The following is a 15,029-nucleotide window of genomic DNA, read 5'->3' as shown; positions in this document are numbered from 1 at the left end:
TTAACACATTTAAGGCCGGGACAAAACCCTGTAAAAATGCAATAAACCGCATGAATCAAGTTTAAAAACCTTGATTTCACGCGGCTTTATTCTCAAGATTTTACGAACCTTGTATCCCGGCCCCTTTGCTATTTCGTATTTGGTTTTGTCCCAGTCTCCTCCTTATTTGAACAGATCAATCCAAATTGATCCAAACGCTTTTGACCTCTGTGTAATTTTGTAACGCATAGGAGCCCATTTCCCGTCCAAATCCGGATTCTTTATACCCGCCAAATGGCGAGGCGGGATCCGTTATATTGTAACAATTAACCCATACGGACCCTGCTTTTAGCCGATTGGCAACATAATGCGCATTCTTTAGGTTTTCCGTCCATAACCCCGCGGCCAAACCGAAATTGGAATTGTTGGCACGTTCAATGATTTCATCTAGACTTTCATACGGCATTGCAACGACCACCGGTCCAAAAATCTCTTCTCTCGCAATGGACATTTCTTCATCAACATTCGTGAAAATAGTGGGCTCTACAAAATACCCCTTTTCAGTATGCCCGCCGCCGCAAAGCATTTTTGCTCCTTCTTCATTGCCTTTATTGATATAATCAACAACACGGTTTTGCTGCTCTTTCGAAACGAGCGGCCCCATATCAGTATCGGTCGATAATCCACTGCCTTGCTTCACGTTTTCAGCATAATTGATTAAATCGGATAATACATGATCATACACTTTCTTCTGAATATAAACCCTGGACCCGGCACTACACACTTCACCTTGGTTCGCCATAATACCCGAGAAAACGCCGGGAGCCGCTTTTGACAAATCGGCATCTGGCAAAATAATATTGGGAGACTTTCCACCGAGTTCAAGTGTTACCCGTTTCATTGTATTTGCCGCTTCTCTCATGATGGCCTTTCCGACGCTGGTGGAGCCTGTAAAGGCAATTTTGTCTACATCAGGATGTTTGACCAATGCATCTCCCGCTACCTCACCGAAACCAGGAACGATATTGATGACCCCTTCCGGAAAACCGGCTTCAGCGGCCAATTGGGCTAGATAAAGAGCGGAAAGTGGCGTTTGTTCGGCTGGCTTTAAAACAACCGTACAACCCGTAGCCAATGCCGGGGCTATTTTCCAAGCAGCCATCATGAGCGGGAAATTCCATGGGATAATCTGACCGACGACACCAACAGGTTCATGTCGGGTGTAGTTGAAATAATTTCCAGAAACCGGAATTGTTTGTCCGACTATTTTTGTCGCCCATCCAGAAAAATATTGAAATTGGCCAACTGCATTGGGAATATCATTGCCTAATACTTCATTGATGGGCTTTCCGTTATCGAGCGTATCGATTTCCGCTAATTCTTGTTTATTTTTTTCTATTAATTCAGCAAGTTTATACATGAGCCTGCCACGATCCGCTGCGCTCATTCTGGACCAAGGCCCTTCTTCAAACGCTCTTTTAGCGGCAGTGACTGCTTTATCGACATCTTCAGCTTGTGCTTCACTGACATATGCCAGGACTTCGCCATTTGCCGGATTATACGTTTCAAAAGTTTTACCGGAGCTTGATTCTACAAACTCCCCATTTATAAACAATTTTTTCGTGCCCTTTAAAAACGCCGCCACTTTATTTGAAATTTGTATTGTTTGTGTCACTTTAAAACCTCCTTTTTTAGATAAGAATTAAATTGCCGCTTCTAAAATGTTATATATATCCTGACGAGTCGCTTTGCGTGGATTAGGTATCATATAAAGCTCATCTTTACAGGCAATATCCGTTAACACATCTATATTCTGTTTATCTACCCCAATTGCGCTTAACTTGTCAGGAATCCCCACTTCCCGTGTCAATTCTTTTACCTTTTCCACAGCTGCTTTCGCGGCATCTTCAACCGTCATTCCCCATGTATTAACACGTAAAGCCTCACCAATTTGCGCAAATTTATAAGGATCGGCAATCCAGTTAAACTCTAAAACATATGGAAGAAGAATGGCATTTACAATTCCATGTGGAGCGTCATACTGCGCACCAATGGCATGTGAGATCCCATGAACCAAACCGAGACCGCCATTTGCCATGCCTATTCCTGTTGAACAACTAGCTTGAACCATTTTATTCATTGCCTCTACATTTTCCGTATTGCCAACCGCTTCGAGAATGGACGCTCCAATCACCCGTACCGCATGAAGATTAAGCGCATCTGTAATGACTGATCCATTTCTTGACACATAACCTTCTATTGCGTGTGTTAAAGCATCCATCCCTGTTGATGCCACAAGTGAACCAGGCATACCTTGTAATAGCTCGCCATCTAAAAACGCCACCTTGGGAAACAACGTTTCCCCAAAAACAAGCTTTTTTGTTTTTAGCTCTACATGATCTTCCGTTATAACGGCTGCATGCCCCCCTTCACTTCCAGTCCCTACTGTAGTGGGAATAGCAAATAGAGGGATGGGGTCATTGCCATATATATCAAAGCCAAAATAATCGGCAATGGAACCGCCATTTGCAAATAATACGGCAAGCGCCTTTGCGCTATCTATCACACTTCCGCCGCCCACAGCTAAAATACTTTTAATCCCTTTATCTTTAAATAATATATATGCCTCATTAGTAGCTGTTACTGTGGGGTTTGGTTTAACCTCATCATAGATCAGCGTTTCTATAGAGGTAGATTGTAATATAGTTTCAATTTTTTCAAGAATTCCAGAGTTTCTTATTCCTTTGTCGGTGACAATTAACATCGTATTGTATTCTCTGTTGTTCACTTCATCTTTGAGTTGTTTTACACAACCCGAGCCAGTTATCAATTTTGTTTTAGCCATGAACTCTGTCAATTTGTTGGCACTCATGTGAATTCCTCCCTATCATGTGGTGGTCTTGTTAAAAGAGATTGCGTAATTGTATGTAAAATGGATGATCGAACGGTCTCAGTAACCACCTCCTTTCATTTAAAACCTTTTAGCTATTTCCGCATAGTATTGGATAGCCCTTATATATTTTTTTACCTCGACATATTCATCAGATTGATGTGCCAGCTTCTCATCACCCGGTCCATAGATAATCGTCGGGATTTTTAAAGCGGGAAAAAAGACTGATGCATCCGTATAATAATTTGCGCCTTTTTCTTCTGCTTCTATTTTGTTCAATTCTTTATTAAGTTCCAAAGCTAATGAAACAAAATCGCTATCCCTTTCGTTTTCCAGCGCCGGCAAATCATTTATGATCTTTAACTCAGCTTTGAAGTGGGCAATTTTCATTTCAAGATCTTTCAGGATTTCCTTGATGTCTTTTATGATGTTGCCATGCTTTATTTCAGGGATTGTTCGTATATCAATCGTCACTTTACATTGATCTGGCACTAAGTTTGTCTTTATTCCCCCATTGACAGTACTGATAGTGAGTGTCGGCTTTCCTAATAACTTATGTTCTTTTTCGTATGAAAAAGAAAAATGTTTCAGTCTTTCTATCAGTTCACTCATATGAACAATAGCATTTATACCTTCATGGGGCATGGAACCGTGGGCTGTTTTACCAAATAATTTAATTTCAATCCATAAAGCCCCTTTATGAGCCGTGAAAACCTTTCCATTACTAGGCTCTGCTATAACCATGGCCCCAGCATTTTTAAGTGCTTCATCATTAACCATCATTGAAGCACCTATACAATCGACCTCCTCACCCGCAGTCCCGACAAAAACCACATCATGATCCAGACTTGTCCTTGTTTCCTTCAAAGTAATCATTGCTTCTATTAACGCGGCAACACCACTTTTCATATCACAAGAGCCTCGCCCAAAGATTTTTCCATTTATGAGACTGCCGGAAAACGGTGAATGCTTCCATTCAGTTTCTCCTACAGGCACAGTGTCAAGATGTCCACTAAATAGTAAAGAACGATGTTTTGAACCATTCCCCTTTAAACGAACAATCACATTTGCCCGACTTGAAGAAAGCGCTTTAATTTCAGTTTGCAAATCTGCTTTTGCGGCATGCTCAACGATTGCCTTGGCAACCCCAAGCTCGTTTCCAGGAGGGTTGACACTTTTTATTTTGATTAGCTTTTGCAAAAATTTGATAGCCCTTTCTTGATTTACCATCAGATCAACCGCCTATCATTATTTTGTGAAATACATCTCCTGTATTTAAAAAACTTTTTCATTTTAAACGTTTCTATTGTTTCTAACTGTTATACAATATTAGCATAGTAACATTTGGAAATAAGCACAAAGAATAGTGAACTACTTTGTATATACGAACAAATAAAGGGAATTGAGTCAAAGGCCTATTCTAAATATTTCAAAATTAACCCGATATTAGTAATCTATAAAACTAAGGCCGAAATGGTATTTGAATTTGACATATTCGGAGAGGAGTGGTGAGTGATGAATATTAATGATGTTAACCAATTAGATGTACTAAAAGATTCAGAAATTCTTGCCGGAAAAAAGGGGTTAAACAATAGAGTACTTCATGCTACCATCATTGATGCACCCGATGGTTATAAGTGGTGTTCGAAAGGGGATTTCATCATCACAACAGGATATCCTTTTACAAGTAATATGCATTGGGAAGCGGGAATCATGAAGTTACTACATGCGCTTATTGAGAAAGAATGCTCGGGTTTAGGAATAAAGCTGGGGCGTTACATCCCGTCCTTTCCAAAAGAGGCCCTTTCTTATGCCAACGACAATAACTTTCCGGTTATTTCTTTACCGCATAATGTCTCTTGGTCAGAGATTATTATGCCCATTGTTACCCAAATCAATAAACAACATCAAAATGAATTAGAAATGAATCACACTGTTTACGAGATGTTCCATCACCATCTAAAGATGCAAGGTGACTTACAGGATCTTGCCCAATTACTCAATAAGATTTTAAACAAACCGGTTACCATCTACGTTAGAAACGCTCATCAAAAAATTGACGTACATCACAGCTTTTTTTCGGCGGATGAAATTGAAAGTATGATATCGGCGTTGTCTTGTGTACAGGAGCGGCCAATCCAGAGATTGAATTGGCAAGGAAACAAATTTACTGTCAGGTGGGTATACAATTCAGATCAATTAGAAGGGGGCGTATTCCTATGGGGAGTACATACTCATCTTCACACATGGCAAAAAGCAGCTCTAGAGCAAACCGCTGTTATATTAGCATTAGAAATAGAACGCATGAGAAGCGTATCTTTAGTTTTTCAACGTTTTAGAAATGATTTTTTAAACATGTTGTTATCTGAAGGATTTGAATCACACGAAGTATTATCCAGACGGGCAGAAGAGGTCAAATGGAATCTCGAAAGTCACTATCATGTAGTATTGTTGGATTTTGATGTGAAAGAAAAATATGTATCCAACAAGTCTAAAAACCTGGCCACATGGCAAAAGAAAGAAACTATTCTAGAAATGATCGACTATGAGTTAAAATGGTTATCGCCAGGATCACTTATAGGCTTTGATAAACATAATTTTTTTACATTACTCATTCCAAAGAAATATCAACAAGATCTTATTCATCATTTAAACAAATTAGTCAAAAAAATAAATTCAACCTCTTTTTATGGTGGAATTGGAAGATTACATCCTATTGAAAATTTAGCAGCGAGTTATAATGAAGCCTTGTTGGCTTTAAAAGTAGCCTATGCCAACATACCTGAAGATTTTAATCAAAAGAAAGTGAATCAGCTGTATGTCCGTACCTTTTCCGAATTAAATGTTGAGCGGTTCCTTTTTTCCCATAATCCGAGTGATGAAGCAAAAAAACTCGTTGAAGATTGTTTGGTAAACATAATCAAATATGATAAAGAAAAAAACAGTGATCTATTAGAAACTTTAAAAACATTTTTAGCTCACAACGCGAATTTTGATAGTACCGCGGATGCATTATACATCCATAAGAATACTGTCAGGTATCGTTTAAAAATGATTCAGGAATTAACTCAACTAGATCCTAAAAATATAAAAGACCAACTCCTTTTCCAAATGTCATTGGCGGCACTAGATGTAATGAAACAACATTTATAGGCAGCCCATCAATATTTCTGCTTCCCCCGGTAGATTTTTCATTGCCGCATCTAGCGGCCCAAAATCTCCACGGGAACCCTTCTTATACAGAAGACTTATGGTTTTAAGGCTTCCGCCCCATAAGATAATAAGTTCAGTAGCGTTACCATCTTCATTTTAATAGATAAATAGCACGAATATTTATCTTATATCTAACATCCAGATGGTGATGATGTCCATAGACTTAACAAGATGTAACCCGAAAAAAAGCGCAAAGAAAACTCGTTCTCTGCGCGTTCATTGCCCAAATCCAAGATATTTTCCGCATCCCTGCATCTTGAGTTATGATGCTAATGGATTGATCATCGAGGCGCTTGTCAATCAAACAGAACGTTGTTGTGTAAAAATGATAGACATATGTAGTTTCTTTCAGCGTATAATATTATATTCGATAATGAGCGCTTGCTTGTTATGAGGAGACTGTTTCTTCGTATAACTATAGTCTGTTCACAAAATGTTAAACCCGTTTTAAGCAAAATCGGAATACCTGGGAACAAACCGGAAATGGCTCAAAAATTCGAGAAAAACGAAATCCGCTGACAACCAGCACGACCATATATTAAGCGCCAAAGGATATATTCTGTAAGCTTCAAGAAAATGAAAAATTGCCTGTTACATATTTGATGATCAGATCAAGTTCATGACACCTAATAGGATGAGTGTTTTGTTTTCGTCAACTGTATTACCCATTTTCATTTCAATATTGACCCTCATACAGCTATGCATATTCCAAAAAAATGGTAGCCCTTGAATGATTTTCATGCAAGACGTATGATCATATTGTCTACATCCCCACTATTCTAATTTAGGGACGTTAAACTTCACTTCTGTTCCATGATTCACCGAGCTGGTAATCTCTAATCCGTGTCCGTATATTCGTTTTAGTCGTCTGTTTGTGTTGATCAACCCAATGCCGCTTCCAATCTTGGTTTTCTCATTCAGTATTCGGCTCATTAATTCTTTGCTGATGCCCACACCATCATCCGCAACGGCAATTGTTGTAAATGTAGGATGATTTTCAATTCGTATCTCAACGGTTCCTCCGCGTATTCTTTTCATAACGCCATGACGGACAGCATTCTCCACAAGCGGTTGAATCGAAAGGGGTGGAACTTCGAAAACCTCGTTTTCATCCACTTCCCATTTTATTTGCAAGCGATCTCCAAATCTCTCCTTTTGGATATACAGATAAGAACGAACCAGTTCAAGTTCATGATTCAAAGGAACGAGCCGCTTCAAATTTTCCGCATTAAAGCTTCCGCGCAAGTATTCTCCAAATGTATTAAGTAGGTTAATCATTCTTTCTGAATCAATTTCACTTAGCGATGCGATTGTATTTAAAGTGTTAAAGAGAAAATGAGGCTGAATTTGAGCCTGCAGCCACGCGGCTTCCATATAAAGACGCTCATTGGCTGAGTCTTTAAAATCAATAAGGGCACGTACGCGAGATTTCAGTTCGAGAGAATGAATGGGCTTTGTCACATAATCATTCGCCCCTAAAGAGAAAGCAGTATACACATCTTCAGGATCATTTCTGGCAGGTAATAAAAGGATCGGGAGTTCCAGTGCGGAATATTTCTCCCGAATCAACCTCGTCAATTCATAGCCGGAAATATGGGGCATGATGGCATCGATAATGATTAAATCCCATTCAACTTTATCTAACATGTCCAGTGCTTCTTTACCGCTTATGACAGTTAAGACATCATATTTGTTAGCCGGGAAAAGATTACTGATGACTTTCAAAGTGACCGGATCATCATCTACCACAAGAATATAATGCTTTTTGCTGTCAGCCATATGATTTTGCCGCTTGCGCATACTACCATCAACCGCAGCCGCCGATTCATTTATATCCATACTCTGTATTGCCATATTCGCGACATTTTCTTTTTTGGCCAGTGGCAATGTAAAGAAGAAATCTGATCCCTTCCTTAATACAGATTCCACTTGTAAAGTGCCCCCATGCAATTCGATTAACTGCTTACAAACATTCAGACCTAGGCCCAACCCAGTATCATATGGTTCTCCTTGTTCATAGGGAGCCAATATTCGCTTCTGTGTTTCCTCATCCATTCCCTGCCCGGAGTCCTGAACATGAATCACCGCCATATTATCACGCACATCGGCATCAATGACTATTTTTCCTGCATGTGTATACTTAATGGCATTATGCAAAAGGTTAAACAATATTTGAATCAGTCTATTTTCGTCAACATATACGTTTGGAAAAGAAGACGGAATCGTTGATATCATTTGAACCTGCTTTCCTTCTGAAATAAACCTTAACATGTCGAACACCCCCGAGACAGATCCATGGATATTCGTACTTTGTGGGTTTATCTGGATTGTCCGCTCCTTGAGCCGTGTATAATCAAGAAGATCGGCGAGCATAAAGGACATGCTTCTTCCCATATTGATCAGGTATTTAAGATCATCCTTGTCTTGTTTTGCAAATTCGGTCCTTTTCCCATCATATATCGTTTGTGCCATAATGATCATTTCATTCAAAGGTGTCCGCAACTTTTTAGAACTATTCTTTAAAAATTCATCTTTCAATGTATCCGCCTTTTGTAACTCATGGACAAGTTCTGCCGCTTGCTTGTTTTTCTTATGATATTGTTTAAACCAAAAGATAGCAAATCCGAGAAAGGCGAATATATAATCAAAGGGGTAAAATGGTATTTCCATCTTGGCCAAGACTTTGATCAGTCCCCAAATAATTCCGGAGGTCGTACTCAAAGTAACGAAGGCAAGAAAAAAAGATTCTTTGTGATGATGAAAATATTCTTTCAGAGCCAAAAAAAGAATCGTGATAAATGACAAGAAATAAACGATAAAGAAGAGGGCATTTGCCGGTACTAAATATTCTGTGGGAAGCGCGATAATGGTTAATGCGCAAAGACCGTATAATATCGTAAACCAACGAAAACATTGGTCATTTCGGTGCTTTTCCAATAACATCCTCATTAATTGCACAAAGAAAAATGAAGAGCCCAAATAAATCAAGTTCCCCAGCTTCATGGACCAATCATAATCAAGGTGAAGCCATGAGAGCATACCTTTATCGTAAATCAAGACCTCATCTATCGCCGGAAAAAGGAAACCGACTGTAAAAAAAAGCAACATTTTATGTCGATAAATAAAAAAATAAATGAGTAGTGAATATATACTATGAAGAATAAGGACAACGACAATCATCGTGATCAAATTTTTTATGAAACTCTCTTCCTTGATAATCGCCTCGGCCATACCGAATGTGATCGTTTTATTGATCGTTGTACTTTCAGGAGTATCGAAGTTAGAAATATGCAAAATAATATCAATCTCTTGTTGATCAGTGCTAAAGAAAACTGTGGACGGTATATCTTCCCCTTTATGTTCATGAGGATTATCAGCCACTGTACCAGAGCGTGCTTTTAACCGTCCATTGATAAACAATGCAGAAGCCGTTTTTGCTGATGGTAACCGAATCCCAAATGTACGCACATCTCCCTGATTTCCGTCAAGTAAAATCCGTAACCGATATGTTCCAAATTGATAAGTTACGTTCTTTTCCCCCTCAAATGGTACCCGCAATAAAGTTTTTTCCATATTGCTTACATTGCCGTTTGTCAGGTCGGGAGAAATGAAAGTATTTGGAATAAAAGCCCACTCCCCGTTCAGCGTAATGGTCTGATCATTACTTAAATCATAGTCTTGCAAATCCAAAACACCATCATGCGCCAAAGGTTGCTTTGGAGGATAGTGATACGCCACCCATAAAAGACGAAGAGTTGTCAGAAAGATAAAAATGAACCCTAGGGTTAACAAAGGCTTCAATTTAAAATTACTCAAAACAGACGCCCCACCCTCTCCATGCCATGGTATAGGCATCGCAAAAAGCCTGATGGCAAAATAACCGCACATAAAACAATGCTTATACGTTGAAATCCGTGCGGAAGATTATTATATTGACCCATAAACACCCTATTATTTGCTTGATTAAGATGAAATTTGATAGACCAATCAAATTTAACAATTAAAACAAGACATTGTCATGTAGCAGACTAAAGCAGGGAGTTAACAACCGCGATCTATTTTCACTGAAAGAAAAAGACTCCTCAAAATAGGAATGGTTAATCGAAAAATAAACTTTCAATAAAATATTGTAAAGTGGAAGCCCATATATTTAGATACAGCATTTTATCAAAATAAAGCATGAGACCCAAAATGACAATAACAAAACCGCCAAATTTCATTAAAGCGGAAGAATACTTTAAGATGAACTTAGTCTTACTAATAAAAAGCGCCATCAAAATAAAGGGAATGCAAAAGCCCAATGAATAAGCCGTAATATTGGCAAATGTTTGTCCGGGATTTAAAACGCTTGCATATATAATCGCCCCGAAAATAGGCCCTATGCAAGGTGTCCATCCAGCGGCAAATACGAAACCAACTAAAAAAGAACTGAAATAGCTAGAAGATTTTTTTCGATAATGAAGCCGAACTTCTTTGAACATGAATGCCGGTTTAATAACGCCCATTAAAAACAGGCCCATTGCCACTAAGAAAATGCCGCCAAACATTTTAATATAGCTTTGATAGGCAGAAAAAAACGCTCCGAGCTTGCTAACAGAAAACCCCAGGATATAATAAACAACCGAAAAACCTAAAGAAAAGAACAGCGTATGAAGCAATACTTTTTTGCTGAAGAAAGTTTCTTTTTGTTCTTTTAACTCATTTACAGAGACCCCGGTTATGTATGAAATAAAAGACGGATACAGCGGCAAACAACATGGAGAAATAAACGCTAAAAAACCTGCACTAAATGCAAGTAATACAGTGACATTTTCCAACTTTTTTCACTCCTACAGCCATACTCGCTTACATACCCGAAATATGGGAGCTGTTTGCATCAATCGTATAGCCTATCCCAAAATAAAACAATAGGGTGCTTGAATACACTGTGACGACTTTAAGAACAAACTACCGCTTCTAGAGAAAGTGGATAGTAAGCCCATAAGGACAGAGTAAATGAACAAAGAAGCGAGCAACTCCCCAATGGATTTGCCCGTGATTCAGTTTTCAAGGGTTTCTCAACAACTGGAGGCTGGGACACAAGTTGAAATCTGATGCATATTTGTAAAAATCGTGAGAATAAAACCGCGTGAAATCAAGGTTTTAAACTTGATTTCATGCGGTTTGTTTCATTTTACAGGGTTTGTCCCGCTATTTCGTATTTGCTTATGTCCCCAGCCCCGCTTTATTTTTCAAACTTGTGATCAGTTCGCTTTTTGTTCTGTTTCCTTGAAGTCTGGAAACAAATCAAGAAAGGATACAGACGGCCCATGAATGAGTTGACGTTCCGCTATTTTTTTCCGTTTGACGCCAAGGTTTCGTGTCTCTACTCCATTGTAGGGGAGCCGCCCAAGCGGCTCACTTTTACAAAATGACCGCTCTGGCTCCCTTCTTTTCATGAACTAATCTTTCAATAATGTCCTTGAATACAACAGTCCAACAACCCCAACGATAATAAAGAGGATAGCCCGAATAATGATGGAAATATTGATCAAGTCAATGAAAAACAATTTCAATAAACAAAAGCCAATGAGCAAGCTCCCGATGATTTTTACAGCTTTCCAATTCCATTTCCGTCCCAAACTAATGGAGAGAAACGCGAATAAAAAGAGTAAAAATGTATGAACTAAAAAGACATATTCTCTATCCCAATCGTACACATTTGTAATGGCGAAATACCATTTATTTAAGAAGATAAAACAAGTAACTTGCAGCGCAATAAAATACGCAGAAGCTTTTGCTTTCAATCCTTCCTTATTAGGAAGTTTTCCTTTGAAAATGATCACAAAAAGGCATGTTAACAAAAAGACATATCCGATTTCCACAAATAAATGAAATAAAAACCATTGATTCAGAAAATCATCGGTTAATGGCAGAGAAACAATGACAAGCCCCAACACCAAATATTCGATCACGGCCGCATACGTCACATAAACCCCATGTTTCCATTTATATGCAAAATACATGAAAAGCAAGGCGGCCATAAAGATGAGCGCTTGAATATGACTTTCTGTTTCATATGGCAGGTAAGTCTGAGCCAGCCAAATTTGGGTTAAGTGAAAAATATAAAGCAGGCTAATGATTTGCCCGATCATCAGACTCATATCAATCTTTTGGACTTGTAAATGAAATTTGTTCGGCCCAAAGCGATAAATAGAATGATAGATCCACCCCATCGTTATTAACAACAGGAGCCAAACGAGATGATCATATGAAACAAACCGCTCCATATATACAGTTAAGATAACCGTCCAGGCTGTAATCCCGTATATGATCGAACTCGTGACAATCGTCCGTTTCGTAGCATAATAGAGGCCGACCCATAATCCGATCGCGCCGTTAATAAGCAATAACATTAATTTCACTTGAATATGTTCAAGCTGAAATGACAAGATAAACACACTCGTTGCAAATACCGCTACGGCCGATAGCACGCCTTGTAACGAACGATCTTTTTCGGAAAACACATATGCTGTTAAAACGATGTATAATAATGCAAACAACCCGTAAACAACCACTTCTTGGGGCTGGATGAGCAATTTAATCCAGCTTATCGCAAATACAAAGTTTGTATAAATTAATACTTCTGTAAATACTTGTCTTGAAATAAGTCCTCTTATATAAAAAGTCAATAAGGATATATGCTGAATGAGGACGGTGGCTACAATAATATATTCACTGCCATACGTTCCTGCAAAGTTGGCATAAATCATTAACGTTACATGGAACAAGACAAAGGTTACATAAAAAGTGATTTTGTGTTTCTCACTTAATGAAACATAAAATAATGATAAGAAAAGCAATAAGATATATAAACAAAATTGAAGAGCTGTTGCTCCTTGACCTTCTAATAAAAATGGCAGTAAAAATCCGGCGATGGCAGAGAAAATGGTAAGCGTTTCGGACTTTGTTTTTTTAGACAAAAATAATCCAAGCGCAATGTAGAAGATGCCAATTATAAACGCCAACATATAATGAAAATAATCGTATAAATAGTGTGCGGCAAATGTCGTTAAAATCCCCAAAGCAATAACTCCGCCCAGCAACGTCACCCCGAACAATTTTTTCTCGCCTTTTACATAGCGCATTCCTAAATAGTAAAGAAGTATGGTGCTTGCATATCCCATCACAATTCTGACTGAATAGGTAATCCAGCCGTTGTCCATGCCGACTTTCAATCCCCATAAAACGCCCAGTAATAGAATGAACATGAAAACGCGCGGCAGCCAAATTCCCAATATTTTTTCAAAGTCTACTTCTTTTTTCGGCTCCTGTTTCATTTGAACAGGTTGAGCTTTTTGCTTGCTTTCCAACTCAGCTGTTGTCTGCGCAACTGTTTGCTTGCTTTCCAACTCGGCTGTTGTCTGCGCAACTATTTGCTTGTCTTCCAACTCGGCCATTGTCTGCGCAGCTGTTTGCTTGCTTTCCGGCTCAGCCGTCATTCGTTCTCCTGTTTGCTCAACCGTTGTTTTTTGTGGTGATTCCTTTACTTCCGCTTTCCTGATGTCAGCAGTTGACAGGGGCTCCATTTTCGCAATTTTTCGCTTTAAAGTACTTACTTCCTCTTCCAAGGTTTCAACTCTTCGGACTAATTTCTTTATATTTTCATCCATTATACTGCTCCTTTTTATGGAAATATGTCCTCCCGCCATTATATCTGGAAGATTCATCATGTACAATGTACGAAAGTCTTATAAAAAAGAATTTACACACAAGTTCCATCACATTACTCCTTGCTGTATATTTATTGCTGTCTTACTAAGATCATAACAAAACAAGGCTATTTTGGAATGCAACTGATTTACTTCCCCTTATTCCTCACATCACACAACTTTCCGCCGTAATCAACCACAGCGTGAAGACGGGTCAGCGAGATAATGAAGTCCAAGGTGATGGCAATCATATACAAAGCCAAAAAAGGTTGTCTCAATGATACGAGACACAACTTGATATGTATGGAAAATCAAATCGGCCATTCTGAAAATAACGTGACGGTGAATGCCATCGGCCATAAAAACGTGACGGTGAATGCCAATAGAAGAAATTCGCAGTAAATGATTTCTTCTGTCATTTTCGCTGTCGATGTCATTTATTCCCAACGGTTTTTCCTTCCTTCTTACAATGGAATACATTTGTCTAGCGTAACGGTAGAATCAACAACTTTATTCCGGGGGCAACTCCTCGTTAACCCACGTCAACAAAATGAAAATAAGAGCTGATGAAACATCATCAACTCTTTACGCCCCCACCTTTAATAAAATTGATTTCTTTCAGCGGCCATCGCATCGGCTTTCGTTTTGTGAACAGTACCGAATGGATGTTGTGGCGGTGCATAAATGGAGTATAATTTCAATGGTATATTTCCAGTGTTGGTTACGTTATGCCATGTACCGGCAGGCACCATAATTGCATAGTCTTCATAAACTCTTTTCCTAAAGTATAAATTTTCTTTCGTATTACCCATTTGAACAATTCCTTGCCCCTGTTCAATTCTTAAGAATTGATCAAGATGTGGATGAATTTCCAAGCCGATATCCTCTCCCGGTTTGATACTCATCAATGTGACCTGTAAATGCTTCCCTGTCCACAAGGCTGTCCGAAACGTGCGATTTTGCTTTACGGCCTTCTCGATATTCACCACAAATGGTTGACTTCCATAGTCCTTTCTTTTCAATCTGTCAGTGGGAATTGATGAGTGCGAGGAATCAAGTTGATTTGAATATGGAGCAGTCCAATATACCGGGTGTCTTGCATAGTCATATGCATAATAAGGGTATGGAAACATATAAGAAGTTTGATACAATTTGCTCATTCCCTTCACAAATATATACATCATCCTATGCAAGATGCTTTGGGAAGGTACATTGACTTTTGACACTATTCCGGGCTCCAACCACTTTTACCGCGA

General features: G+C 38.8%; 9 protein-coding genes. 1 reads left to right on the top strand and 8 read right to left on the bottom strand.

Annotation, left to right across the window (positions count from 1 at the left end; genetic code table 11):
- Positions 1-175: 175 nt before the first annotated feature.
- The 3 genes from NST31_RS17920 to NST31_RS17910 form a co-directional block, all read right to left on the bottom strand.
- Positions 176-1,654: an aldehyde dehydrogenase family protein gene (locus NST31_RS17920; protein WP_339162398.1), complete on the bottom strand. Its 1,479-nt coding sequence runs from the start codon at positions 1,652-1,654 to the stop codon at positions 176-178.
- 27 nt (positions 1,655-1,681) lie between these two features.
- Positions 1,682-2,851, bottom strand: coding sequence for an iron-containing alcohol dehydrogenase (locus tag NST31_RS17915; protein ID WP_339162395.1), 1,170 nt, complete (start codon positions 2,849-2,851; stop codon positions 1,682-1,684).
- A gap of 99 nt (positions 2,852-2,950) precedes the next feature.
- Positions 2,951-4,099, bottom strand: coding sequence for a M20 family metallopeptidase (locus NST31_RS17910; protein ID WP_077110192.1), 1,149 nt, complete (start codon positions 4,097-4,099; stop codon positions 2,951-2,953).
- A 285-nt stretch (positions 4,100-4,384) separates the two neighbouring features.
- Between NST31_RS17910 and NST31_RS17905 the strand changes: the two genes are divergently transcribed.
- Positions 4,385-6,022 carry a PucR family transcriptional regulator gene (locus NST31_RS17905; RefSeq protein WP_077110191.1) on the top strand — a complete coding sequence of 546 codons (1,638 nt, stop codon included), beginning with the start codon at positions 4,385-4,387 and terminating at the stop codon, positions 6,020-6,022.
- An 834-nt stretch (positions 6,023-6,856) separates the two neighbouring features.
- Here NST31_RS17905 and NST31_RS17900 read toward each other — a convergent pair.
- The 5 genes from NST31_RS17900 to NST31_RS17880 form a co-directional block, all read right to left on the bottom strand.
- Positions 6,857-9,898, bottom strand: coding sequence for an ATP-binding protein (locus NST31_RS17900; RefSeq protein ID WP_339162392.1), 3,042 nt, complete (start codon positions 9,896-9,898; stop codon positions 6,857-6,859).
- A gap of 281 nt (positions 9,899-10,179) precedes the next feature.
- On the bottom strand, positions 10,180-10,899 hold the full coding sequence (locus NST31_RS17895; RefSeq protein WP_077110189.1) for a cytochrome c biogenesis protein CcdA: 720 nt from the start codon (positions 10,897-10,899) through the stop codon (positions 10,180-10,182).
- Positions 10,900-11,523: 624 nt separating this feature from the next.
- A complete protein-coding gene (locus NST31_RS17890) occupies positions 11,524-13,734 on the bottom strand; it encodes a DUF2339 domain-containing protein (protein WP_339162389.1) in 2,211 nt (736 codons plus the stop codon).
- A gap of 231 nt (positions 13,735-13,965) precedes the next feature.
- On the bottom strand, positions 13,966-14,220 hold the full coding sequence (locus NST31_RS17885) for a hypothetical protein (RefSeq protein ID WP_339162386.1): 255 nt from the start codon (positions 14,218-14,220) through the stop codon (positions 13,966-13,968).
- A gap of 152 nt (positions 14,221-14,372) precedes the next feature.
- Positions 14,373-14,924 carry a cupin domain-containing protein gene (locus NST31_RS17880; protein WP_339165611.1) on the bottom strand — a complete coding sequence of 184 codons (552 nt, stop codon included), beginning with the start codon at positions 14,922-14,924 and terminating at the stop codon, positions 14,373-14,375.
- Between the last annotated feature and the right edge of the window lie 105 nt (positions 14,925-15,029).

This window comes from Siminovitchia sp. FSL W7-1587 (assembly GCF_037963795.1).
GTDB classification, from domain to species: Bacteria; Bacillota; Bacilli; order Bacillales; family Bacillaceae_C; genus Siminovitchia; species Siminovitchia thermophila.
Note: the sequence above shows the minus strand (reverse complement) of the source record. Positions and strands in the feature narration are given on the sequence as shown.

Coding starts and splice junctions, on each gene's coding strand:
- NST31_RS17910 (WP_077110192.1), bottom strand. CDS start 4,099: ATGGTAAATCAAGAAAGGGCTATCAAATTTTTGCAAAAGCTAATCAAA.
- NST31_RS17905 (WP_077110191.1), top strand. CDS start 4,385: ATGAATATTAATGATGTTAACCAATTAGATGTACTAAAAGATTCAGAA.
- NST31_RS17890 (WP_339162389.1), bottom strand. CDS start 13,734: ATGGATGAAAATATAAAGAAATTAGTCCGAAGAGTTGAAACCTTGGAA.
- NST31_RS17915 (WP_339162395.1), bottom strand. CDS start 2,851: ATGAGTGCCAACAAATTGACAGAGTTCATGGCTAAAACAAAATTGATA.